Source organism: Clostridium sp. CS001 (genome assembly GCF_020443565.1).
Lineage (GTDB): Bacteria > Bacillota > Clostridia > Clostridiales > Clostridiaceae > Clostridium_AD.
In genome coordinates this window covers 208865-233399 of sequence record NZ_JAIZZN010000003.1, presented here as the reverse complement: position 1 = coordinate 233399, position 24535 = coordinate 208865, and the positions used below count along the sequence as shown (strand labels likewise).

25 protein-coding genes are annotated in these 24535 nt (G+C 31.2%); 1 reads left to right on the top strand and 24 read right to left on the bottom strand.

Going from position 1 to position 24535, the window contains the following annotated elements; translation table 11 throughout:
- The first annotated feature begins 347 nt into the window (after positions 1-347).
- Complete coding sequence (locus LGK97_RS03995) at positions 348-2081, top strand: NFACT family protein (protein WP_226258448.1); 1734 nt, start codon at positions 348-350, stop codon at positions 2079-2081.
- Positions 2082-2560: 479 nt separating this feature from the next.
- Here the strand turns inward: LGK97_RS03995 and LGK97_RS03990 are convergent, their stop codons facing one another.
- From LGK97_RS03990 to rsmH, 24 genes are all read right to left on the bottom strand, one after another.
- Positions 2561-3700 carry a THUMP domain-containing class I SAM-dependent RNA methyltransferase gene (locus tag LGK97_RS03990; RefSeq protein WP_226258447.1) on the bottom strand — a complete coding sequence of 380 codons (1140 nt, stop codon included), beginning with the start codon at positions 3698-3700 and terminating at the stop codon, positions 2561-2563.
- A 155-nt stretch (positions 3701-3855) separates the two neighbouring features.
- On the bottom strand, positions 3856-5139 hold the full coding sequence (uraA, locus tag LGK97_RS03985; RefSeq protein WP_226258446.1) for a uracil permease: 1284 nt from the start codon (positions 5137-5139) through the stop codon (positions 3856-3858).
- Between the two features lie 80 nt (positions 5140-5219).
- The gene (gene pyrR / locus LGK97_RS03980; protein ID WP_226258445.1) at positions 5220-5756 is read right to left on the bottom strand and encodes a bifunctional pyr operon transcriptional regulator/uracil phosphoribosyltransferase PyrR; all 537 of its coding nucleotides are present in this window, start codon (positions 5754-5756) and stop codon (positions 5220-5222) included.
- 269 nt (positions 5757-6025) lie between these two features.
- Entirely contained in the window at positions 6026-6943 is a 918-nt protein-coding gene (locus LGK97_RS03975; RefSeq protein ID WP_226258444.1) for an RluA family pseudouridine synthase, read from the bottom strand.
- Positions 6944-7390 carry a signal peptidase II gene (gene lspA / locus LGK97_RS03970; RefSeq protein WP_226258443.1) on the bottom strand — a complete coding sequence of 149 codons (447 nt, stop codon included), beginning with the start codon at positions 7388-7390 and terminating at the stop codon, positions 6944-6946. It lies immediately after the preceding gene.
- Between the two features lie 122 nt (positions 7391-7512).
- On the bottom strand, positions 7513-8112 hold the full coding sequence (locus LGK97_RS03965) for a TraR/DksA C4-type zinc finger protein (protein WP_226258442.1): 600 nt from the start codon (positions 8110-8112) through the stop codon (positions 7513-7515).
- 113 nt (positions 8113-8225) lie between these two features.
- Entirely contained in the window at positions 8226-9038 is an 813-nt protein-coding gene (gene aroF, locus LGK97_RS03960; protein ID WP_226258441.1) for a 3-deoxy-7-phosphoheptulonate synthase, read from the bottom strand.
- Positions 9039-9049: 11 nt separating this feature from the next.
- Positions 9050-9742: a 5'-methylthioadenosine/adenosylhomocysteine nucleosidase gene (locus LGK97_RS03955; RefSeq protein WP_226258440.1), complete on the bottom strand. Its 693-nt coding sequence runs from the start codon at positions 9740-9742 to the stop codon at positions 9050-9052.
- A gap of 122 nt (positions 9743-9864) precedes the next feature.
- Positions 9865-10494: a DivIVA domain-containing protein gene (locus LGK97_RS03950; protein ID WP_226258439.1), complete on the bottom strand. Its 630-nt coding sequence runs from the start codon at positions 10492-10494 to the stop codon at positions 9865-9867.
- Positions 10495-10510: 16 nt separating this feature from the next.
- Positions 10511-11284: an RNA-binding protein gene (locus tag LGK97_RS03945; RefSeq protein ID WP_226258438.1), complete on the bottom strand. Its 774-nt coding sequence runs from the start codon at positions 11282-11284 to the stop codon at positions 10511-10513.
- Positions 11285-11295: 11 nt separating this feature from the next.
- Positions 11296-11562, bottom strand: coding sequence for a YggT family protein (locus LGK97_RS03940; RefSeq protein ID WP_226258457.1), 267 nt, complete (start codon positions 11560-11562; stop codon positions 11296-11298).
- Between the two features lie 53 nt (positions 11563-11615).
- A complete protein-coding gene (locus LGK97_RS03935) occupies positions 11616-12059 on the bottom strand; it encodes a cell division protein SepF (RefSeq protein ID WP_226258437.1) in 444 nt (147 codons plus the stop codon).
- 2 nt (positions 12060-12061) lie between these two features.
- Complete coding sequence (locus LGK97_RS03930; RefSeq protein ID WP_226258436.1) at positions 12062-12733, bottom strand: YggS family pyridoxal phosphate-dependent enzyme; 672 nt, start codon at positions 12731-12733, stop codon at positions 12062-12064.
- 125 nt (positions 12734-12858) lie between these two features.
- Complete coding sequence (locus LGK97_RS03925) at positions 12859-13569, bottom strand: DUF881 domain-containing protein (protein WP_226258435.1); 711 nt, start codon at positions 13567-13569, stop codon at positions 12859-12861.
- Between the two features lie 9 nt (positions 13570-13578).
- Positions 13579-13920: a small basic family protein gene (locus LGK97_RS03920; protein ID WP_226258434.1), complete on the bottom strand. Its 342-nt coding sequence runs from the start codon at positions 13918-13920 to the stop codon at positions 13579-13581.
- Positions 13921-13930: 10 nt separating this feature from the next.
- Positions 13931-14650, bottom strand: a complete 720-nt coding sequence (locus tag LGK97_RS03915) for a DUF881 domain-containing protein (RefSeq protein ID WP_226258433.1) — start codon at positions 14648-14650, stop codon at positions 13931-13933.
- 51 nt (positions 14651-14701) lie between these two features.
- A complete protein-coding gene (locus LGK97_RS03910; protein WP_226258432.1) occupies positions 14702-15511 on the bottom strand; it encodes a cell division protein FtsQ/DivIB in 810 nt (269 codons plus the stop codon).
- A 223-nt stretch (positions 15512-15734) separates the two neighbouring features.
- Positions 15735-16841 carry a stage V sporulation protein E gene (spoVE, locus tag LGK97_RS03905; RefSeq protein ID WP_226258431.1) on the bottom strand — a complete coding sequence of 369 codons (1107 nt, stop codon included), beginning with the start codon at positions 16839-16841 and terminating at the stop codon, positions 15735-15737.
- Between the two features lie 20 nt (positions 16842-16861).
- On the bottom strand, positions 16862-17815 hold the full coding sequence (mraY, locus tag LGK97_RS03900; RefSeq protein ID WP_226258430.1) for a phospho-N-acetylmuramoyl-pentapeptide-transferase: 954 nt from the start codon (positions 17813-17815) through the stop codon (positions 16862-16864).
- Positions 17812-19227: a UDP-N-acetylmuramoyl-tripeptide--D-alanyl-D-alanine ligase gene (locus tag LGK97_RS03895; protein WP_226258429.1), complete on the bottom strand. Its 1416-nt coding sequence runs from the start codon at positions 19225-19227 to the stop codon at positions 17812-17814. Before LGK97_RS03895 ends, mraY begins: the two co-directional genes overlap by 4 nt.
- Positions 19228-20673, bottom strand: coding sequence for a UDP-N-acetylmuramoyl-L-alanyl-D-glutamate--2,6-diaminopimelate ligase (locus LGK97_RS03890; RefSeq protein ID WP_226258428.1), 1446 nt, complete (start codon positions 20671-20673; stop codon positions 19228-19230).
- Between the two features lie 193 nt (positions 20674-20866).
- The gene (locus tag LGK97_RS03885) at positions 20867-23056 is read right to left on the bottom strand and encodes a stage V sporulation protein D (protein WP_226258427.1); all 2190 of its coding nucleotides are present in this window, start codon (positions 23054-23056) and stop codon (positions 20867-20869) included.
- A 26-nt stretch (positions 23057-23082) separates the two neighbouring features.
- Entirely contained in the window at positions 23083-23568 is a 486-nt protein-coding gene (locus LGK97_RS03880) for a hypothetical protein (protein WP_226258426.1), read from the bottom strand.
- Positions 23569-23595: 27 nt separating this feature from the next.
- Positions 23596-24528, bottom strand: a complete 933-nt coding sequence (rsmH, locus tag LGK97_RS03875) for a 16S rRNA (cytosine(1402)-N(4))-methyltransferase RsmH (protein ID WP_226258425.1) — start codon at positions 24526-24528, stop codon at positions 23596-23598.
- Positions 24529-24535 lie beyond the last annotated feature (7 nt).

Below are 24535 nucleotides of genomic sequence, written 5' to 3'. Positions count from 1 at the left end.
CACTGATAATTATAAATTAGGGATAAAAGTTGCAACTGTTATACCCTGTATTTTATCAGTAGGTGCTCTTTTTTTCAAAGTTCATTTTAATTCATAACAGGAATGCTCCTATATTAATTTTTTAGGACATCACTTGTAATCATTGTCATTCTTACAAATTTTATTCAGATTTTAGATAAATAAATTTCACATTTTCTAAAAAGTTAACTCATACTACTCGTATCTTAATCATACCTACCATAGTAAGAAAGTATCTAATTCCACTATTGCTTTTCAATAATTTTCATTAATGATATACTATTAACTATAAACATAAATGCTTTTAACAAAGTGAAAGGGTGATTTATATGGCATTAGATGGAATTTACTTATCTAGCCTCATTGAAGAAATAAAAGATATAATCATAGATTGTAAGGTTGATAAAATAACCCAACCAGAAAAAGATGAAATTATATTAAGTTTTAAAAAAAATAGAAAAGTTTATAAGTTACTAATAAGTTCGAGTTCTAATTATCCTAGAATCCATTTTACAGAATTCAATAAAGAAAACCCTATGCAAGCACCTATGTTCTGCATGGTACTAAGGAAATATTTAAATACTGCAACGGTCCTTTCAGTAAGGCAAGTAAACTCAGATAGATTACTAGTTATCGACTTTAAAAGTAGTGATGAATTAGGCTTTGATAGTGTGTACTCTTTAATAATTGAGATAATGGGTAGACATAGCAATATTAGTTTGGTTCGATGTCGCGATAATTTAGTTATGGATAGTATTAAACATGTCACAGCAGACATAAATAGTTTCCGTGTTTTATATACTGGTGTGGAATATGTATATCCTCCTATTTCTAAAAAGCTAAATGTTTTTAATTTTAGTTATGATGAATTCTACGAGTATATAATCACCAATGAAGTAGACTTCACTGAAAAGTTTTTCACAGGAACTTTCACGGGAATAAGCGCAGGACTTTCATCTGAGCTAATGAATAGATATTCTACAGAAAACCTTAAATTTGATTTAGAACATGCTACGAACATTTATACCTTTACTACTAACTTCTTTAAAGATAAACTTACAAATATTTTTTTGGCATCTTACTCTATGAAGGGTAAACTTAAGGATTTTCATTGTATTGAACTAACTTCTTTAAATGATTATAATCATGAAAAATATGACTCGCCTTCTAAGCTAATTGAAAACTTTTATTTCCAAAAGGATAGATATGATAGGTTAAATGCTAAAAGTTCAGATCTTCAAAAAATAGTAAATAATAATATTAGTCGTTGCGACAAAAAAATGAGAATACTAAGAGATACCTTGACCGAATGTGACACTAAAGATTCCTATAAATTATTTGGTGAACTTCTAACTGCAAATATCTACTCCTTAAAAAAGGGTGATAAATTTGCAAATGTTATAAATTATTATAGTGAAAATAGTGACTCAATGGAAATTAAACTTGATGAAAACAAAACTCCATCACAAAATGTTCAATACTATTATAAAAAGTATAATAAATTTAAGAAATCAGAAGAAATGGCATTAATTCAAATGGATCTTACTGAAAATGAATTACAATATCTTCAATCTGTACTTACCAACATACTAAATGTAGAAAACTACAATGGAATCGAAGATATCAGAAATGAGTTAATAGAAACTGATTATATTACACTAAAAAAAGCTAACAAAGGTAAAAAACCAAAACCTACGAAGCCTATGCACTTTGTTTCTAGTGAAGGAATTGACATTTATGTTGGTAGAAATAATATTCAAAATGACTTTTTAACTTTGAAGTTTGCCAGCAAAAATGATATATGGTTACACACAAAGGATATACCTGGTTCCCATGTAATCATTAAAAATACTGGTAATATATCTGATATTACTTTACTAGAGGCTGGAAACCTATCTGCATTTTATAGTAAGTCTAAAAGCTCTTCTAGTGTACCTGTAGATTACACAGAGGTGAAAAATGTACGTAAACCCTCTGGTGCAAAACCTGGAATGGTTATTTACTCTACAAATAAAACTCTTTATATAACGCCTAGTGAAAGCACATTAACAAGAGTTGAATAAAAAAAAGGAACGCGACCTATGGAATTTCTCCTGCGTGACTTGAAATAAGAGTTTGAACCGTGAAATCCAGCATTTTTTCATAAATATTGGTGATTTGCTTTTTTTTAAATATATAATTAGTTTTATGATTCATTCAGCAAAATATAAGTCAAAAGATAAGACAAGGGATATATGTATAATATATCCCTTGTCTTATCTTCATTTAGAAATTCTCATAACCCTTCCGCAGTAACATGCATAATAGTATGAGCTTTCTCCAAAGTGACTTGCAATAAGAAGCGTAGTAACATTGAAATTTCATTTAGAGATTCTTCTTTTGCTAATATAAAATTCTCGTAAACCTGACAGGAAGTCAGGTTAGTGAACCCGAGACAGGAAGTCGAGTGTGAACGTTAGAGAATTTTATATTCGCAAAAGATTAGAATTTCTTAATGGAATTTCACGTTATAAGCTCTTATTGCAAGGCACGTAGGAGAACTTTATTCTTCTTTCTTCTTCCTAGGTATTTCTTTTATATACTGATAATAATAACATTGTAGTCTTCCATTATATAACTTTCTATTTTTATCTGCTTTCTTTCCAAATTTTTTTTGAAAATCCCCATTAGATGTTAACACATAACAAGACCATTCATTTAAACTTGAATACATTTCTCCAAGATCCATATAAAGTTTATTTACTTCCTCAAGCTCCCCTAATCTTTCTCCATAGGGTGGGTTTGTTATTATAACTCCATATTTTTTCTTAGAACTAAAACTTTGCATTGCTATCTTTTGAAACTTTATACAATCTGATACTCCTGCTTTTTCAGCATTGTCTATGGCTATCTTTAACAGTCTTCCGTCAATATCTGAAGCTAGTATTTCCACCTCATTGCTATTTACAGTTCTAAGTGCCCCTTCTCTAACTTGCTGCCAAGTATCAGCTTCCATAGTTGGCCAAGTTTCACTTACGAACTTTCGGTTTATTCCAGGGGCCATGTTCTTTCCTATAAGTGCTGCTTCTATTGCTATGGTCCCCGAACCACAAAGTGGGTCAGCCAAAACTCTTGTACTATCCCATTTACTTATAAGTACAAGGGCTGCAGCTAAAGTTTCCTTTAGTGGTGCCTCACCAGCATATTCTCTATATCCTCTTTTATGAAGTCCAACACCTGAAGTATCTACTGATAAAGTTACTATATCTCTTAAAATTGAAACCTCAATTTTATACACAGGGCCATCTTCTGAAAACCATTCTTTATCATACTTTTTCTTCATAGCTTCTACTACTGCTTTTTTTACTATACCTTGACAATCTGGAACACTGTGTAGCTGTGACTTTACAGATTTACCAACGATATGCATCTTGCCATCTTCAGGTATTAAATTACCCCATTCTACAGCCAAGGTCCCTTGAAACAATTCTTCGAAAGACAATGCACTAAATTCAGCCATCTTTATAAAAAGTCTTTCTGCTGTTCTTAGCCAAATATTGCATATAGCAATATCCATCTCGTCTCCTTCAAATGTTACCCTTCCGTTTTCCACATTTAAATCTTCATACCCTAGTTCCTTTAATTCTTTGGCAGTTACTGCTTCCAAACCAAAAGTAGTCGTTGCAATTAATGTATACATCATATGTTATCTCTCCTATTTCTTCTTTTCCTTATTCCAAGTATTACTTATATTATAATATATCTATTTGCTATTATTGTCTAGAAATTTCAACGTAACTGCATAAAAGTTAATAAAAGTGCCAGAATTTCTTCTGACACTTTTATTGTAACTTTATATTAGTTTTCTTCTGCTTTACTAGTTTCTGGTAAAATTAAGTTCAATATGACACCTACTAATGTTGCAAGTGCTACCCCTGCAAGCTCAACTTCTAAGCCTGCAAAAGGGAATTTAATACCGCCACCACCAATACCTAAAACTATTATAACAGAAGCAATTATAAGATTTCTCTTTTTACTAAAATCAACTTTATCTTCCACAAAAATTCTAAAACCAGAAGATGCAATTATTCCAAACAGCATTACGCTTACGCCTCCAATTACAGGTAATGGAATATTACCTATTACCTCAGCAACAGGTCCTATGAAGGATAGTATTATTGCAATTATAGCCGCTCCTCCAATTACCCAAACACTGTAAACTCTTGTTATTGCCATAACTCCTATGTTTTCACCATAAGTAGTATTTGGGGGTCCTCCTACAAAACCTGCAAACATTGTAGCAATACCATCTCCAAGGATGGATCTATGTAATCCAGGATCTTTTGTAAAGTCGCGTCCGCAAACATTATTTGTAACATATACATGGCCAATATGCTCGGCTAGTGTTACAAAAGCTACTGGAGCCATAAGCATAATAGCATTTATATTAAAGGTAGGTAGCACAAAGCTAGGTAATTTAATAAGCTGTGCTGATCCTATTCCCTTTAGCACTTCCTGTGGAATTACTCCTAGTACTATTGAAAGTATATATCCAACTACCATTGCTATCAAAATTGGTACTACACCGAAAAACCCTTTAAAATACATAGTTCCTATTATTGCTATTCCAAGGGTTACCATTGAAACAAATATCCATGCACCCCTAGATACACCTTCAAGTGCCGGAGTGGTAAAACTTGAATTCAGTCCTGCCCAATTTATTGCAACGCCAGCTAAGCTAAGTCCTATAACAATTACAACTGATCCTACTACAACTGGTGATAAGATTCTATCTAACCATTTTGTTCCTACAAACTTAATAATTAGCGCCACAATTACATATACCAATCCTGCTGCAATAATTCCTGACAACATAGAACTTTGTCCATATAATTTTGTGGCAACAGACATTGGTCCTATAAATGCAAAGGATGAGCCTACATAAGCTGGAAGTTTAGCCTTGGTACATAATATATACAATAAAGTTCCAACTCCACTACAAAATAGTGCAATTGACGGGCTAAGACCTGTGAGCATTGGCACGAGAATTGTTGCCCCCACCATAGCAAATAAGTGTTGTAAGCTTAATGGGATAGTCTGCATAATAGGTAATTTTTGTTCAACATCTACAAAGTTTTTCATTTAGTTCCCCCTTTTAGTCTCGCTGGACTATTTTAAAAGATTATGTATCTTCTTCGAAGCTATGCGTATCTTATTCGAAGTTAAAGCTCATATATAATTACTGCATCTCTTCCATCAATTTCTAAAAGTTCAACAGAAATCATTTCTTTTCCTGAAGTAGGTATATTTTTACCTACATAATCTGCTCTAATAGGTAGTTCTCTGTGACCTCTATCTACTAAAACAGCTAATTGTATCATTTGAGGTCTTCCTTTATCTATTATGGCATCGATCGCAGCCCTAACAGTTCTTCCAGTATACAGTACATCATCAACTAAAATTATTTTTTTATCTTTTACATCAATACCTATCTCTGGATTGTTTAAAATTGGTTGTTGATCTAAAGATGTAAGATCATCTCTATATAAAGTGATATCAACACTTCTCACAGGAACTTTAATTCCTTCAAAATCCTCTATTAACCCAGCAATTCTTTCTGCAATTGGTACTCCACGTCTTTTTATACCTATAAGTACAATGTCTTCTATTCCCTTATTTTTTTCAATTATTTCATGTGCTACTCTTGTAAGTGTTCTTTTTATGGCTTTTTCATCTAAGAGCACTGATTTTAACTCCATAACTTACCCTCCTCCTATTAGTATTATTTATTGCAAAATTAATATACAGTTTTTTTATAATGCTACCCCTAATGTGCATGTTCTTTAAAATTTTGAAACTAAAAAAGCCTTTACCATAAGGTAAAGGCATACTATACTTGCATAATAGTATTGCTATCTTTATCCTTATGATCTCTCTGGAACATTTAAAGGCATAAATATTATATTAATTACATAATAACTCATATTGCGAGTTATTGCGCTTGTTACATAATAACACAAATCATATACTATTTCAAATCTTTTCTCAATCTAATTATAAGTTTTTCAAAATAATCTGGAAGTGGTGAAATAAACTCCATATATTCATTAGTACTTGGGTGTATAAATCCAAGCCTTTTTGCATGAAGAGCTTGCCCTTTCAAATTAAAACTTTGCTTTTTATAACCATATATCAAATCACCAACTAAGGGATGGCCTATTTTTGCCATATGTACTCTTATTTGATGTGTTCGGCCTGTTTCTAAATTACATTCTACTAGAGTATGACTAGCAAATCTTTCTACTACCTTATAATGAGTGACAGCCTTTTTACCACTTTCTACTACACCCATCTTTATCCTATCCTTAGGATGACGACCAATTGGCTGATCAATTGTGCCTTCATCAGTTTTAATTATACCCTCTACAATAGCCAAATAGCTTCTTGTAATTGAGTGTTCTTTGAACTGCACGGCTAAAGAATTATGTGCATTATCATTCTTCGCAACAATTAACGCTCCTGATGTATCTTTATCGATTCTATGAACTATACCTGGCCTTATTATACCATTGATACCAGATAGGTCGCTGCAGTGATTTAGAAGTGCATTAACTAATGTACCCGTATAGTTTCCTGGTGCTGGGTGAACAACCATGTCTTGTGGTTTGTTAATTACAATCACATCACTATCTTCATATAAAACGTCCAGGGGTATTTCTTCCGCTTTGATATTTAATTCTACCGCCTCTGGAATCTCTACTGTAACAAAATCCTCCAGCTTCAATTTATAATTACTTTTTCTACATTTACCATTTACAGTAACAGTTTCACCTTCAATTATCCCTTGAATATACGACCTGGATTTATCTTCAAATCTATTTGAAATAAAAACATCTAATCTTTTACCAACTGACTCTTCATCAACTTTCAACTCAAAACTTTCCATCTATGATCCATCCTTTACTATTGAAATTGCTAGAATTAACGTACCTACCACCACCAATGAATCAGCTATGTTAAAGGTTGGAAAATAATATACATCCTTATAATGAACTAAAATAAAGTCCACCACATATTTATAAAATAATCTATCATACAAGTTTCCGAGTGCTCCACTTATAATCAAAGCAAAGCTTATTTTTAGAAACCTTGATTTTGGTTTATATTTAATAATGTAATATATCATTCCAGCTATAATAGCGAAGGTAACTATGGATAGCAATATCAATTTATTTTGCATAATTCCAAAAGCTGCTCCCCTATTTTCTAAGTATTCTAATTTAAAAAGGTCCTTTATTAATACAATTCCATTTTTATCTTTTAAAGAGCTTAACGCCCAAAGCTTAGATAATCTGTCTAATAGTAACCCTAAAAAAATAATTAGTGCTTCCATACCTTCCCCCTGTTTACTAAAAACGTATATATTGCAGCGAATGTGCCTTTCTTAGCTAGTTCTTTGCAATATATACATTTCTCATTTTTCTCTATTTAATAATTATATACTACGCTAAAATATTAATCTGGTAATTGATTTTTATATTGCTGATTGCTTATTCTTTCTATGGGTTCAACGTAACCGTCATCGTCATCATCGTAATACCCAACTGTGTCATCTGATTTATTAAAACTCTCTAATGTCTGATAAGTATCAGATCCGTCAATACCTACTTGGTCGCTACTTCCCGCTCTAAATGGTATGCCTAATACATCTTCCTCAACGCATCTATTGTTTTGCTCTGCTACCTTCATATTATCTATAGACTTTTGACATTCTACACAATTTTCTGCGTAAGGTATAAACTCTAGTCTTTCCTCAATTATTTCTTTACCACAATTTTTGCACTTCCCATAGGTATGATTTTCAATACTGCTTAAGGCATTATTAATCTTTCCTATAATCGACATTTCATTGGCTTTAAGAGCTAATCCTTTTTCACTTTCAAACATTTCAGAAGCAGTATCTGAGGGGTGGTTGTCATAAAAAGACAATTCCCCTGTAGCTTGAATATTAGAGTTCACAACCTCATTTTCTTTCATCTGATTAATAAGATTTAGTGCTCGATTATGTTCATTTATCAATTTCTCTTTAAAATACTGTAATTTTTTCTTTTCCATGATAACAACTCCTCTAGTTTTTAATATAGCAAAGTTAAAATGATAACCTTTCTATATAGTTATGTTTTCTCATGGAAAGGATTTTATTACACCTTATTAATAATATCTAAAGTTTATTGTGTATAATTAAAAATTTCATCAAACTTCCTTACATTTTTTACTATTGTATTCACTGTATCCATAGACACAGTTTGGTTTGAGTCTGATAGGGCTTTATTTGGGTCAATATGGCTTTCAATTATTAATCCATCTGCACCTGCTGCAATTGATGCTATTGACATCTTAGCCACAAGTTCCCTTCTACCAGTTCCGTGGCTAGGGTCTACAATTACTGGAATTCTATAGTTTTGTTTAATTGCGGCAACACTGCTTAAATCCAGTGTATTTCTTGTATATGTTTCAAAGGTTCTAATGCCTCTTTCACAAAGAACAACATTTTCATTGCCATTAGATAGAATGTATTCTGCGGCATAAAGCCATTCCGAAAGTGTTGCACTCATACCTCTTTTTAGTAAAATAGGTGTTTTTAACTTTCCAACCGCTTTCAGCAAACTGTAGTTATACATATTTCTAGAACCTATTTGCAACATATCAGCATAATTTGATACTAAGTCTATGTCCTGAGTATCCATAACCTCTGTCACTATTGGCATATCAAGCTCATCACCAATACTTTTAAGTATTTTTAGTCCTTCTTCTTTTAACCCTTGGAAGTCATAGGGTGAAGTTCTTGGTTTAAAAGCCCCACCTCTCAACATATGAACCCCTATTTTTTTTAGCTCTTTTGCAATACTATACATATTATCATAGTTTTCAACAGAACAAGGTCCTGATATAATAACCTTTTCTTTTCCGCCGATAAGTATATTTTTGACCGATACCTTTAAATCCGTTCCACTATTTTTATGAACCAATAACTTTTCCATATTAAATACCTCTAAATTAGCTTCAACATATTATTTAAAATGTTTGTAGAATTATCAACAGCAATATCCTTAAATTTTTCATAATCCATATGAGCTCCATTATTGGCATTATCCGATATCGACCTTATTACTATAAATGGAGTATTATTCAAATAACAAACCTGAGCAATACTTGCGCCTTCCATTTCACATGCCAAGCATTCAAACTCAGAATTCAACCATCTTATTTTATCAATACTTGCAATAAATTGATCTCCTGACACAATTCTTCCTGTGAAGTGATTATGACCCTTTATATCTTTGCATGCCTCTATAGCATACTCAATTAGTTTTGCATCGCATTTAAAATCAAAAGTATCCAACCTTGGTATCTGGCCTATCTTATCTCCAAATGCAGATGTATCCATATCATGCTGAACTAGATTTTCTCCTATAACAACATCTCCAGGATATATATTCTCTTTAGTTCCACCTGCAATACCTACGTTTATTACATAATCTACATTGAAATCATCAATTAATATTTGAGCACAAACAGCTGCGTTAACCTTTCCAATACCACTAGTAACTACAACCACATTTTTATTATGTATTTTTCCAAGACTAAATTCCATTTTAGCCTTTACTTCTCTTCTTTCAAAATTCATATTTTTTATTAAAAATTCTACTTCTTCTGTCATTGCTCCAATAATACCTATATTCATTTCTTCATCTCCTATTATTCATTATAATAAACTATGGTTGTTTCTTCCCATAGCACGCCAAATATATTATACCACATTTTTGACATGAAAAATCTCACCCAATGAGTGAGATTTATATACTTCTATTCTTTTGCAAAAAAAGTCTTTATTTCTTCAAAATCATTGCACTTAAGATTTTTTTCATCAATGTTTTTCAGAGTTAAATTAGAAAACTCTGCATCACCACTAATCTCTTGGTGGCCATTTATATCCTTAATTTCATTACCTTTACTCGAAACATTTGAAACATTATAATTTTTAAAATAATCCTTTTCTAATCCTTCAAACATATCAATTTGACAACTCATGAAGCTCCTAAATGTAGTTCTAAACTTTGCAAATTCTTGTTTAGTTTTTTCATATTCATCATTTATCTTAAGTACATCATCATGAGCCCTATCTAACATTCTTTGAGCAGATTCATTTGCACTCTTAATAATAAGTTCTGATTCTCTTTGGGCAGAAAGCTTTGCTTGTTCTGCTGCATTTTGAGCTAATACTAATGTATTTTGAATGGTAGCCTCTATTTTAACATGATGTTCTAATTTTTCTTCTAAAAAGCTTGTTTTATCTTTTAAGCTTAAATTCTCTTTGTAAATAAATTCATACTCTTCAGCTAAGCTATCTAAAAAGTCATGAACTTCATCAACATTATATCCTCTCAAGCCTTTTTTAAAATCCTTGTTATTAATGTCCATAGGTGTTATTTTCATCTTGCTCCCCCTTTAACTAAATGTACTGCTTTATTGCGACTTTCAAACGATCCTTTTGAGTTGTCCCCACAATATCGCAAATCTTGAATTTTCCATATCCTCTAATTGTTAAAGTATCATTTGCTTTTACAACTTTATCTTTTTTTAAACATTGAAAGTAATTTACAAGTATTTTACCTGAAGCTATTAATTCAACTGAGTTATTCCTTGATATATTACATATAGCCGAAACCATGCCATCAAGCCGAAGAGATGTAGAAATAATAACCTTTTGCTGAAACTTTCTTTTGGGAATGTCCTGTAAATTATAATCCTGTTCTTGAACTTCACATGGACAATTGCTTATACTACTTAAATTAGTAATTATATAATTACTAATTTCACTACAAACTGTTGCATAACATGCTTTATCTTCAGTTACTAAATCCCCTAATTTTTCTCTTTTAATTCCAAGCGACATTATTGCTCCTAAATAATCTTTATGTTCCAAAGAGGAAAACTTAGATTTATTACTTATTTTAAGTAAAGTTATAGGATATGCTGTAGGCTGCTCAAAACTTGAAAATGATACCATTCTTCTATCGGCATCCTCAAATATTCCATTTGCAAAGGATTTTACTTTATAATTTTCACACACAGTAAAAATCTGATTCCATACATGGGGGGATACAAACTCATTAGTAAATATAACTTTGTTTGTCTTTTCAGCTATTTGCATTTTATTAAATATACCAGATATTAAATTCTTATCTTCACAACTTATACTATTTAAAAAATAATTTTTATCCATTTAGATCTTCCCTAATATATTAATATCAATATATTAAGTACAATTTTTCTTAAAATTGATAACATAAAAAGTGCGATTATCGGTGAAAAATCTACCATTAAATTATTAAAATATCTTTCTTGAATTAATCTACCTGGTCTTAAAATAGGCTCTGTAACTTTATGTAATAATTCTATATATTGATTTGTCCGCCCAGAATAAACCCAAGATAAAATCACTTCAACAAATATTGCAATTTGCAAAAAATTAAAAATCATTTCAACAAGCTTAAATAACATATACAAATTTTGTGCCTCCTATATCTTTTTAAAATAGAAAATAGTTACCCCTTTTACTTATTCCAATTAAAAATTCCTTTTGAGCTTAGTTCATTTTTCAATTCATTATTAACTTCTATATTAGATGGAGATATTATATACACACCTTTTTCCACTTGCTGAAGATCACCACATAAAGCGTAGCACGCCCCTCCTATAAAATCTAACAATCTTTGCCCAGTTTTAGGGTCCAATACTGTAGTATTAATAACTACAATTTTTCTAGACTTTAAACTATCACAAATAGTAGTTGCTTCATCAAAATCTTCTGGTTTTATAATAACTACCTTTACAGAAGAAGTGGTATGAATATTTACAACCTTACTTTGTTTTTTATTTGCACTCATTAATGATTCAATTTCCATGTTCTCATCATCATTTTCCATCTCTTGAATTTCGTCGCCATCCTCTTCAGACATTCCTAAAAATCCCATAACTTTGTTAATTACTTTACTCATGTTTATACCTCCGATTTTTTGTAATCTCTTTTACCAAATATATTAGAACCAAGTCTTATCATATTAGATCCTGCATCTATTGCAATTTCAAAATCTCCACTCATGCCTAGGGATAAAAATTCCATAGTAACATTCTTATATTTATAATTTTTTAAATTATCAAATATAGTTTTCATCTGGATAAAATACTTTTTACATTCTTCTTCGTCACCAATTGGAATTGTAGCCATTAAACCTTTAATTTTTATATGATTGCATTCTTCACATACTTTTATTAGAGCATCAATTTCTTCAGCATCTATCCCTGTTTTACTGCTTTCTTTACCTATATTAACTTGAATTAACAAATTAGCAATTTCGCCTTGTGATTCATACCGTTTCTCAATTTCCCGTAATAACCTTATACTATCTAAAGAATGAATGAGATGAACTTTTCCAACAATGTATTTTACTTTATTGGTTTGTAGGTGTCCTATAAGATGCCATCTAATGTCTTTACTTAAACTATCATACTTTTCAATTAGTTCTTGTACTTTATTCTCTCCAAAATCTCTAGCTCCACAGTCATAGGCTTCTTTTATTTCATGTATTTCTCTAGTTTTAGAAACACATACTAATGTTACGTCTTCTGGAATCTCATTTTTTATTTTATTATAAGCTTCAAAGATTTCCAACTATTCATCCTCCTTAACTTTTGTATTATAATACTAATTGTTACCACAATCACATTTGTATATTAATTCTTCATGGTACCTAAAAAATCCTTTATATCATTTATATCGTTATACAGATAATATTATTATTTATCTACAAACCTCATATATTCATAATTAAATTTACCTGTATACGCTAATATTTTTATATTTTCTTCTTTAGCAATATTTACTTTAACTTCTCGAAGTTTTAGTGTTTTTATGTGTGTTTGTTCTAGAGTTAAATAATTATATAATACATCTTTGTTTCCAATTGCAGTTATGTAAAATGGTGGCACAATTTTTATTCCATTTAATGTAATATTAGATCCGGTGCATATTCCATAATTATCATAAATAATCCGTTCACCATTAACAGAAATCGCTTCTGCACCTGCATTTTTTAAATCATTTATAACTTGAACGATATCAATGTCGTGTATTAACTGTGAGCTATTGATATATTGGCCAAAGCTACTTTCGCCATCTTCTAATATGATTTTAATACCTTGACCTTCCACATCGCTAGTTCCCATTATTAAACTATTATACCTGATTTCCTCTTGGATTTCTTCTAAAACTTCATATTTTTTTGTATCACCATGATCATACTTTTGTAACTTTGAATAAGTAGTATAATATTGATTTTTCAAATTATTTATTTCACCATACAACTTATTTCTCTCATTATATGCTTCGTCATATTGTTTTACATCCAAAAAACTACTTTTACCCTCAAATCCAATATTCATTGCAATAAGCAGACCTACAATTATTGAAGCTATAAAAACAAATATAGTAGATTCATTATTTTTCATTTAATCACCTCATGAATGAGATTTGGTTTTATCAATTAGAAGTCGCCTAATAATTGCAAAGTTATCAAATATTCTTCCTCCAAATACAATAACAGCAGCTAGATAAATAGGAATTCCCAATTTGTCACCTAGATAAACCATTGCTACTGCTAATGCCGCATTTCCAAAAAAACCTGATACAAAAATATCAGCTCTGAAATTATGAGAAATCGAGCCCCTGATCGCTCCAAAAACTGAATCTAAACAGGCGAAAATCGCTACAGAAATATAAGGAGAAAATTTAACTGGAATATCAACATTCCACACAACTCCTAATATAATACCTATTAATAATCCTACAAATGCAACCATTTAATCACCTCTATTTCTTTTCTATTGGTTTGGCATACTCAAACTTATATGTTTTGTTATATTTCTCAATTTTAATCTTGTCTGATTTCTCTGTGCTTATATCACAGTTCAACATCAAATTTTGTGGAATTGCACCAGAAAAGCTCATAGCACCTTCTAATATATCCTGTCTACCAATTACTTTAATTGTAATTCTTTTATTATAAGATACCTTCTCATCGTTTATAATAATTGCATTTCCAGCATTCCTTATACCACTACGAGAAGTCAGCCTAATATCATTGATAGAAATTGCTTCTGCATCTGCTGCATTTAGTTCGTTTACTATATGAACTAAATCCGAATCATTTATACGCTGACTTTCAGCGCTACTTCCAAAAATGTTACTTTTCGGAGTTATGTAAATTATTAATCCTTTACCCTCTACTTCAGTTCCGCCTGTAAGGATTCTCGTTTCTTCCAATTCTTTGTACAATAATTCACTTTGCTCATCTCTTCCACGTGCAACATTTTCATATTCTTTTGTTTTAGCATTTAGTTCATCAATTTTTTTCTTTAGCTCTTCTTTACTCTTTTTTAACTGTTCATTTTCCATTAAGATTTCTGGTGAGTTCTTGTCTGTATCTGTTACTAAACTTTGTTTGCTTATCATTTTAAATTGGTAAGTTATCATAAATCCTAGTAGTATACATACTATACCAATGGATATTTGGGACCAAAGCTTCTTCATAGACTTCCTCCTTGTTAATCTCTAAGGGAGATAATTATTGCTCGGACTTCACTACTTCTTTTCTATAAAAACAACTGGATTACCCTTGAAACTAACATCTACATATCCCTTTGTAGCCTTATATTCAGGTTGTGAAGTAATATTAATAGCTTTATTCAATTTATCTTTCAAGTTCTCTGATGTTCCAAGTTTGATACACATTTCTCCAGCGAACACCTTTATATCTACGACATTACTTACATCTACCATGGTTATTTTGCTATTGCTATCAGTCTTTCTATAATCGTTAATTAGATTTGTTATTTCATTTGCAATATTAATTTTTCTACTATCCTCTGATACAATTAAATTGCCTACTTCACATTTTTCATAATTAAACCCAATCAAGTTCACTAATTTCATATCCTTTATATCAGATCTCTTTTCAAGTAAAATGCCCTTGTTATCTAAAATATAAAAAGTACTATTTGCCTTCCCATAAAACAATGCTACTCTTTCCTGGATTTTTATTATAACCTTATTAGGTAAAGCTCTCTTAAATTCAACATTTAAAATATAAGGATTTTTTATAATTTGTCTTTTGCTATCACTAAAATTAGTATAAAAAATATTGTTTCCTAAAGAAATATTAGAATTATTATTAATTTCAGCTTTAGATACATTTATATTTCCTATAACATCAATTGTTGCAATATTAAAATAAGGCAGTTTAAAACATAATGTTATAAGCGTAGATATCATAATTATTACTAATAAAATTAAACGCTTTAACTTTTTTTTGTGTTTTCTCTTATATAATAACTTCTCTTTATTTTCTATAATATAGTTGCCTTTTTTTAAATCATTATCTTTATTTTTCATCCACTTCCTCACATTCAATAACCCATATTGTGCATAATTTAAAATCTCAAAGTAAAATTCCGTATAGCTTATAGGAATTTGCCTTGAATTTTGCTCTTATATATATAATAACACTTAATTAAATTATTTTCATCCAATTTTAATGAATCTTTTAGTATTTTTAAATAAAATAATTTTTAAATGTAAACATAGAAAAAGCCATGCAATATGCATGCCTTTATTTCTAATTTTTATTAGCAGATTGCCTTGATACATTAAGTAATATTCCAATAGCAAACATATTGAAAACTAGAGCTGAACCACCATAACTAATAAAAGGTAATGGCACCCCTGTTACAGGCATTGACCCTGTAACTACTGCTATATTAATAATTGCCTGCACTGATATAACAGATGTAATTCCTATAGCCAAAATGTTACCATATATGTCTTTAGCTGTAACTGCTGTTTTAATACCACGCCATACAAAAATTATGAATAATAAAATTATAAAGCTTCCTCCGATTAACCCTAATTCTTCGCAAATTATTGGAAAAATAAAGTCCGTCCATGGTTCTGGTATATACAGACATTTTTGTCTTGATTGTCCTATACCTGCGCCAGTAACTCCCCCCGATCCAAGTGCAAGCAAGGACTGAACTAGTTGATAGCCATCTCCTTGACTATCAGCAAAAGGGTCCATAAAATTCATAAGTCTTTTAAGCCTGTAGGAGGCAGTAATTGTTAAAACACCAACTGCTGCTACAAGTGATGAACCTATGGCAAACATATGTATAAATCTTGCACCCACTGCAAATAAAATAATTACAGTAACAATCATTATAACAGATGCAATACTTAAGTTTGGTTCTAACAAAATTAGTGCTGCATAAAATGCCGAAACTAACAGATATGGGCATATGCCATAAAAGAACTCCTTAACTTTTTCTCCTTTTAAGTCTAAACTTTTAGCCATGTATAACACTATAGCATATTTTGCAATTTCAGATGGCTGAATAGCTGCAAATCCTAATGGAATCCACCTTTTAGCGCCATTAATAGGCGGACATGCAAGTACCACAATCAAAAGCAGTGCTGTACCTACCATAATAATGCCAGTATATTTCTTTATAATATGATAATCAATTTTAATGGCTGTAACCATAGCAACAAAGCCAACACATGCCCACATCAGTTGCTTTTTCAAGTAGTATTCTGGATCATTTAACTTGAAAGCTGAAGTATATGAGCTTGCACTATAAACCATTACAACTCCTATGGCCACAAGTACCATTACAGTTGCAAATAATACAAAATCTATTTGTCCCATTTTAACCCTGGATTTTTTCATATTATATTCTCCTTACATCATTAATAGGGAAAGGCTAAAAACCCAATTAAACATAAAATTACTGTTACAATTGAAAATATCGCAACAATCTTAGTTTCATGCCATCCAACTAATTCAAAGTGATGATGAATTGGAGACATTTTAAATACTCGCTTTTTAGTAGCCTTAAATACGGAAACTTGAATAATAACAGATATGGCTTCCATAACATATACTCCGCCTACAATGATAACTAATAGCGGTATTTTTAGTATCATTCCAACTGCAGCTACTGCACCACCAAGAGCAAGTGACCCCATGTCACCCATGAAAATTTGTGCTTTATAAGAATTAAATTTCAAAAATCCAAGCAATGCCCCTGCAAGGGCCCCGCAGAATATTGCAAGACTAGAATGAAACATCATATTACTCACCAATGCAAAGAATGTCATAACTACTATGGTAATGCAAGTAGCTAGGCCGTCTAATCCATCTGTTAAGTTAACTGAATTTGTAGTTGCTACAAAATATATAACAATAAATGGTACATACCAAAAACCCAAATCTATATTTTTATTAAAAAACGGTATCATTATATCAGTTCCTATTTTAATTGAAGCGTAATACCCAATAAGTCCTGATACTACGAGCAAAAGCACCATTTTTTGTTTGGAGGTAAGCCCTTCATTTTTTTTACGTGTTATTTTTAGTAAATCATCAATAAGACCTATTATTCCAAAGGCTATAAAACAATACAATGCAATCATAGCTTCATCGCTAGTGTGTCTAACAATAATTAACATTGTAATTATTGTTGAAACCATAAATATTATGCCACCCATAGTAGGTGTACCTGCTTTTTTAAGGTGGCTTTTAGGCCCCTCTTCTCTTATATTTTGCCCAAACTTAAGCTTATGTAACATTGGAATTACTAAAGGACCTAGGATAATTGATAATAAAAATGCAATTAAAACTGAATATATTATTACGCTCACTTTTTTATCACCTCTCTACCATTTAAATTTTTCAGGAAATTTATCTTGTAAAGTTCACTTACAATACTTTCAAACTTCATATACCTTGAGGCTTTAATTAAAACTACATCATTTTCAGCTAAAATTTCTTCAAGATATGAAACTACATTCTCATAGGTTTCAAAACTTCTATACTTATTTATATCGTTAAATCCTTCTTTATATGCATCATTAAATTCACCTAGGGTAATTAATAAATCAACATTTTTAAATCTTGCATATTCTCCAATTTCTTTATGTGCCTTAAATGCGCCATCTCCAAGTTCCCTCATAGTACCAAGAATTGCAATCTTGGATTTTCCACTAACATTGCAAAGCACATCAATTGCAGCTATCATGGAATCTGGACTAGCATTATAACAATCATTGATTACTGTAAATTTCTCACCCTTTATTATATCTAATCGCATAGATGTAGCTTCTAACCTTTTAAACCCTTCACAAATCTCATCATAGGTCATGCCCATTTCCCTTCCGCAAGCTACTGCTAGTAGGGAATTAAGTATATTGTGTCTTCCAGGTACATTTACCTCAATGTTATTATTTATTAACTTTTTATTTTCCATTAAGTTAAAAGATATTTTCTTTTCCTCAATATTCAAATTACAAGCTTTAAAATCAGCCATTGAATCAATTCCTGTTTTTACAAGTTTATAATTTGATCCTACTATACTATCCAATAAATCATTATCTGAATTTACAATTAAAACACTGTCATCATTAAAGTAATCTGTTATTTCCATTTTAGCCTTTAAAATATTTTCTCTAGTTTTAAGGTTTTCAATGTGAGACATTCCAACGTTAGTAATAATAGCAATATCCGGCTTTGAAATCTCACATAAATTATGAATCTCAGAAAAATCACTCATGCCCATTTCAAGCACTGCTACATCATAACTTTTATCAAGTTTGAATATCATCATAGGTAACCCTATCTCATTGTTAAAATTACCTATTGTTTTAAAAACTTTAAATCTTGTACTTAATACAGCAGCAACTAAATCCTTTGTTGAAGTTTTACCCGTAGAACCAGTAATCCCTACTACCTTTAAATTCAGCGTTTGCATGTAAAACTTTGCAAGATCAAGTAGTGCCCTTTTGGTATCTGGCACCTTAATTACTGTTGTTTTTTTGCTAACCTTCGATTTTTCAAATTTTATTTCATCAACTATGCAAATTGAAGCACCATTTTTCATAGCTTCTAAAACGAACTCATTAGCATTAAAGTTCTCACCTTTCAACGCTATAAAAATATCATTTTCTTTTATAGCTCTTGTGTCAATGCTAACATTGTTATATAGCCTACTTTCCCCTTTAACTACTACTTCTCCACCTATTGCCTCTATTATCTCATCTAAAGTAATGTGCTCCATCTAGAATCGCTCCTTTATTATCTCTGAAACAACTTCTCTTTCATCAAAATGTATAGTTTTATCTTTTAAAATCTGATAGTCCTCATGACCTTTTCCTGCAATAACAATTACATCGCCAGAACTAGCAACTTCCATAGCTCTTTTTATTGCTTCTTTTCTACTTTCTATAATTTCAAAATTATGTTTTTCCATTCCTTTAACTATATCATTGATTATTTCCAAAGGATCTTCATTTCTTGGATTGTCAGAAGTAATTACTAATGCATCACATAGCTGACTTCCTATTCTTCCCATTATAGGTCTTTTGGTTTTATCCCTATCTCCGCCGCATCCAAAAACACATATAAGCTTGCCCTTTGTAAATTCCCTAGCAGTTTTTAATATATTCTCAAGGCCATCAGGGGAATGTGCATAGTCTAAAATTATTTCAAACCCAAGGTTATGGGTATCCTTAACAAGTTCACATCTTCCAGGCACTTGAACCTTCTTAAGTGCTATTTTAATTAATGATGGTTCTACTCCTTGACTTAAACAAACGGCTATAGCACCAAGGGCATTATATACATTGTAGTTTCCTGGTATACTCAACTCAACTTCAAAGGAATTACTTTCATATTTTAATGTAAATTTACTGCCTCTTGAATGTACTTTTATATCAATAGCCATAACATCTGAATTATTTAATCCAAAACTTAGCTTATTATCTTTAATTAAGCTATACGCTTTTTCACCATATACATCATCAATATTAATTATAGAGTTTTTGGTATTTTTAAATAACATTAATTTTGCATTAAAATAATTTTCGAAGGTTTTATGGAAATCTAAATGATCTTGAGTCAAATTAGTAAATATACTTTCACAAAACTCTATTCCATATACCCTGTCTAAGCTCAAAGAATGAGAAGATACCTCCATAACACAATAGTCCACCTTACACTCCACCATTTGTGAAAATAGTTCATGTAGTTCAAGTGATTCTGGAGTAGTTCTCTCAGTATGAATTTTCTTCTTTTCAATATAGTTCGCTATTGTCCCAATTAGTCCAACCTTATACCCCTTTTGCTGCAAAATTTCTTTAATCATAAAAGCAGAGGTTGTCTTTCCATTCGTCCCTGTGATTCCTATAATTTTCATCTTTCTACTAGGATTTTTATAGTAGTTAGCTGCACTTATGGCTAGCGCTTTTCTGCTGTCCTTAGCTTTAATCACACTACAGTTTTTAAAATCCATATCTATATCCTTTTGACATACTATAGCGATAGCTCCATTATTAATGGCATCCTGAATGTATTTATGGCCATCAACATTATATCCATCAATGCAGAAAAATACATCCCCTTGGTTAACTTTTCTTGAATCGTATTGTATTCTATTTATTTCCAAATCAATACTGCCTTGGATTATATCTAAATTAGTATTCTCCATAATATCTCGCAACTTCATATTTATCACTCCTCAAATCATTACACAAAATTTAATTCTTCTTTATTACTAACCTTTTTTTAAAATAGTATACAAGGCAAATTTATTTTTTGTAATAACAATAGCCTTTTACATGGCAAATCCGACAGTTCAGAAATGCTGAATCCTGTCGGTTTTTATTATTTTCATCAATATAATTATACACTGTATTTATCTAATCCGCCATAAGGTCTAGATGTACGGTCACCGTAGTACCTTTTTTCACCTCTATACCTTCTATGCTTTGCTCTGAAGCTATTCCTTCACCAACAAATTGAACTTTTAGCCCGAGACTATTTAAAATTTCACTAGCCCTTTCCGAACTATTACCTTTAATGTTTGGAACCATAACTATATTACCATATTGTTCTTTTATATCAGTGTGTAAAATAATCTGCGTTCCTTCTTTAACAGTGTATCCAGGTTTCGGTGTCATGTCAGTAATATTTTCTCCATCTGAGCTTAATTTAAATTTTAAATTGCTTTCTTTTAATAATTTTTCAGCTTCAGCTTTTTTGAGACCCCTTACCTCTGGCACAATAACATCCTTTAATAAGCTTTTTGAAACTTCTTCACTAGAAGCATCAGATTTAAAGGATAAATAATTAAAAATATCATTAAAAACTTGTTTTGCTACTACAGTGGCAATTTGACCGCCATAATAATTAGATGGGTCTGGCTCATCAATTGAAATTAATAAGGATATTTGAGGATCATTTGCTGGTGCCATTCCCGCAAATGATGAAACATATTTTTGTGGGGCATACTTACCATCTATAACCTTTTGAGCAGTTCCTGTCTTACCAGCAATATGGTATCCTGCAATATAAGCCTTTTTACCACCACCATTTTCTACAACCTGCTCAAGGTAACCCCTTAGCTCTTTTGCAATTGGCTCGTCTATTATCTTTCTTTCATTATACTTTGAATAGGCTTGTATAACTTCTTTTTTTCCCAAATCATCATAATCCACTATTTCCTTCATAACATGTGGAGTTATAAGCTTACCTCCATTTGCAATGGCATTTAGTGCCGTTAGATACTGCATACAAGATAATGTATTATTTTGACCAAAGGATATTGTTGCTAAATCAAGAGGGCTTATATTTTCTGTTTTTCTAATTATCCCTGAAGCTTCTCCATTTAAATCAATCCCAGTCCGCACTCCAAAACCGAATAGCTTAATGTACTTATTTAATTTTTCTGGTCCCAATCTTTTACCAAGCTCCATAAAGCCAACGTTACAGGAATTCTTTAGAATATCCACAAAAGTTTGATGTCCATGACCTGTAGTTTTCCAACATTTTATTGTTCTTCCGGAAACTACAGTACTTCCATTACAATTAAATTCACTTTTTTCCTCTACTACTTTTTCTTCCATTGCTGCAGTGGCTGTTATGACTTTAAAAATAGATCCCGGTTCAAAGGTATCACTTACAGCTCTATTTCTCCATGCCTTTTGATTTTCGTCATAACTTTTACTAACATCCCAAGGATTGTTGGGGTCATAGTCTGGTTTGTTAACCATACCTAGTACTTCCCCATTTTTAGGGTTCATTGCAACTATAGTAACTGCAGCTGCTTTGTTGTCAATCATAGCCTGCTCCGCTGCTTTCTCACAGAAATATTGAATCATTTCATCAATAGTAAGAACTACATCTTTCCCATCTATTGGCTTTGCATAATCTGATATTGTATAAGGTAATTCCTCGCTTTTCCTATCAGTTTCTGAAATCTTCATTCCCGGTATACCAGATAAATATTTATCGTAGTATAGTTCAACTCCCACGAGTCCATTCCCATCAGTATTAGTATGTCCTAGAACATTTGCCAAAAAATTATTATTTGGATAATATCTTTTTGTATCCCCAGTAATAACAATTCCTCGAAGTTTATGCGCCTTTGAGAAATCACTAATCTTATCAGCCATATCTTTATCTATTCTTCTTTTTAAAATTGCTCCTCCAATAAGTTTACCCGTCGAGCTCCTTTTAGTCAGAGTAGATAAAACATCATTAGAGTCCATTCCGAGTATTTTAGAAAGATCTGGTGCAATATCCTGCATAGTTAATTTATTTTTCGCTGTAGAGTCTCGTAATGAATTAAGATCTAAGTCTACTCTAAAAACATTTGCACTTATAGCGAGTTCCTTTCCATTTCTATCTAAAATTCGTCCCCGTTTTGCTGCAATACGAACATCACTTGTCCACTGCAAAATCGCTCTTTCTTTATAATCCTTTCCTTTTACTATCATTACGTAGCTTAACCTACTAACCAATAGAAAAAACAAAAGAAAAAGTATGAAAAAGACAACTAACATTCTACGTTTAACTAATACCTTGTCTCTATACTCTTCTCTTGCCAAATCAGTTCCTCCTTATGCTTTGACACTTAAAATATTATATTTTTTATTTTACTTATTATAGTATTACTTATTTTCACTTCTGAAGCTTCCTTAGTTTCCAAGTTATTTTTACTTAAATTATAGTATTGTATATCGCTAATTCTCGGTTTAACCATATGAAGTTTTTCCGTAGCAATTTCCTCAATGTAACTTATATTTTTAAATTTAATTAGTTGTATTTTATATGCTTCATTTTCTTTGTTTAATACCTCTATTTCAGCTTTAGCTTTAAAGGTTGCATTTTGATAATTGTAAATCATAGAGTACCTTGCAATAATAGTTACTCCAACAACAAAACCTAATAATATGTTTATAAGTGTGTGTTTTTTCTTTTTCATATTCTTTAGTCTTTTTTTATGTTTAATTTGTTCTAGTGACTTTTCTAAATCCTCATGTTTTTGTTTTTTAAAGGTTTCATCTGGTGCTAGCACAGTATTCCCAAGTACTTTAAACTTGTTTTTTTCTATTATCACTTTATTCACCCCACCCAAAATTTAGAACTAAATCTTTTCTGCCACTCTTAGTTTTGCACTTCTACTTCTTGAATTTACCTCTAATTCTTCCTCTGTTGCTCCTAAAGGTTTTCTAGTTATAAGTTTTATTATTGCTGTCTTACCACACACACACATTGGTAATTGTTTTGGACATTTACAAGGGTCTTGAAGGGCTTTAAAACTATTCTTAATAATTCTATCTTCTAGTGAATGAAAAGTGATAACCGCTATTCTTCCACCACTATTAAGTCTATGTACTCCATCTTCTATTGCTTTATTTAAAATTCTTAATTCTCCATTTACTTCAATTCTTATACCTTGGAAGGTCCTTTTTGCTGGATGCCCGCCGTCTCTCTTGTACTTTGCAGGAATAGCTGCATCTATTATGTTTACTAATTCCAAAGTAGTATCTATTGATTTATCCTTACGTCTATCTACTATGAAATTAGCTATTCTCTTTGAGAACTTTTCTTCTCCGTAATCTCTTAAAACCTCTGCTATTTGCTCCTCACTGTAACTATTCACTACCCCATGTGCAGATAAGCTTTGACTTCTATCCATCCTCATATCAAGAGTTGCATCCCTCATGTAGCTAAAACCACGCTCTGTTTCATCTAATTGAAAGGAAGAGACTCCTAAATCCATAAGAATACCGTCTACCTTTTCAATATCCAGTTTTTTCAATATAGCTTCAATATTATAAAAATTATCGTGTACATATGTAACATTATTAAAATCTTTTAGCTTTTCCTTTGCAGCTTTTAATGCATCTACGTCTTGATCAATTCCAATCAAACGTCCATTTTTTGACAGCCTTTTTAAAATTTCTAAAGAATGCCCAGCACCCCCTAATGTACAATCCACATAAATTCCATCTTCCTTAATATCTAATGCATCAAGGCACTCATTTAATAAAACTGATATATGCTTAAATTCCATATTTACT

Coding starts and splice junctions, on each gene's coding strand:
- LGK97_RS03920 (WP_226258434.1), bottom strand. CDS start 13,920: ATGGTTGCATTTGTAGGATTATTAATAGGTATTATATTAGGAGTTGTG.
- LGK97_RS03925 (WP_226258435.1), bottom strand. CDS start 13,569: ATGAAAAATAATGAATCTACTATATTTGTTTTTATAGCTTCAATAATT.
- LGK97_RS03990 (WP_226258447.1), bottom strand. CDS start 3,700: ATGATGTATACATTAATTGCAACGACTACTTTTGGTTTGGAAGCAGTA.
- LGK97_RS03935 (WP_226258437.1), bottom strand. CDS start 12,059: ATGAGTAAAGTAATTAACAAAGTTATGGGATTTTTAGGAATGTCTGAA.
- LGK97_RS03910 (WP_226258432.1), bottom strand. CDS start 15,511: ATGAAAAATAAAGATAATGATTTAAAAAAAGGCAACTATATTATAGAA.
- uraA (WP_226258446.1), bottom strand. CDS start 5,139: ATGAAAAACTTTGTAGATGTTGAACAAAAATTACCTATTATGCAGACT.
- LGK97_RS03890 (WP_226258428.1), bottom strand. CDS start 20,673: ATGAAGTTGCGAGATATTATGGAGAATACTAATTTAGATATAATCCAA.
- LGK97_RS03940 (WP_226258457.1), bottom strand. CDS start 11,562: ATGTTATTTAAGCTTGTTGAAATGATTTTTAATTTTTTGCAAATTGCA.
- lspA (WP_226258443.1), bottom strand. CDS start 7,390: ATGGAAGCACTAATTATTTTTTTAGGGTTACTATTAGACAGATTATCT.
- LGK97_RS03945 (WP_226258438.1), bottom strand. CDS start 11,284: ATGGATAAAAATTATTTTTTAAATAGTATAAGTTGTGAAGATAAGAAT.
- LGK97_RS03995 (WP_226258448.1), top strand. CDS start 348: ATGGCATTAGATGGAATTTACTTATCTAGCCTCATTGAAGAAATAAAA.
- rsmH (WP_226258425.1), bottom strand. CDS start 24,528: ATGGAATTTAAGCATATATCAGTTTTATTAAATGAGTGCCTTGATGCA.
- aroF (WP_226258441.1), bottom strand. CDS start 9,038: ATGGAAAAGTTATTGGTTCATAAAAATAGTGGAACGGATTTAAAGGTA.
- LGK97_RS03950 (WP_226258439.1), bottom strand. CDS start 10,494: ATGAAAATAACACCTATGGACATTAATAACAAGGATTTTAAAAAAGGC.
- LGK97_RS03915 (WP_226258433.1), bottom strand. CDS start 14,650: ATGAAGAAGCTTTGGTCCCAAATATCCATTGGTATAGTATGTATACTA.
- LGK97_RS03955 (WP_226258440.1), bottom strand. CDS start 9,742: ATGAATATAGGTATTATTGGAGCAATGACAGAAGAAGTAGAATTTTTA.
- spoVE (WP_226258431.1), bottom strand. CDS start 16,841: ATGAAAAAATCCAGGGTTAAAATGGGACAAATAGATTTTGTATTATTT.
- LGK97_RS03975 (WP_226258444.1), bottom strand. CDS start 6,943: ATGGAAAGTTTTGAGTTGAAAGTTGATGAAGAGTCAGTTGGTAAAAGA.
- LGK97_RS03965 (WP_226258442.1), bottom strand. CDS start 8,112: ATGGAAAAGAAAAAATTACAGTATTTTAAAGAGAAATTGATAAATGAA.
- LGK97_RS03895 (WP_226258429.1), bottom strand. CDS start 19,227: ATGGAGCACATTACTTTAGATGAGATAATAGAGGCAATAGGTGGAGAA.
- pyrR (WP_226258445.1), bottom strand. CDS start 5,756: ATGGAGTTAAAATCAGTGCTCTTAGATGAAAAAGCCATAAAAAGAACA.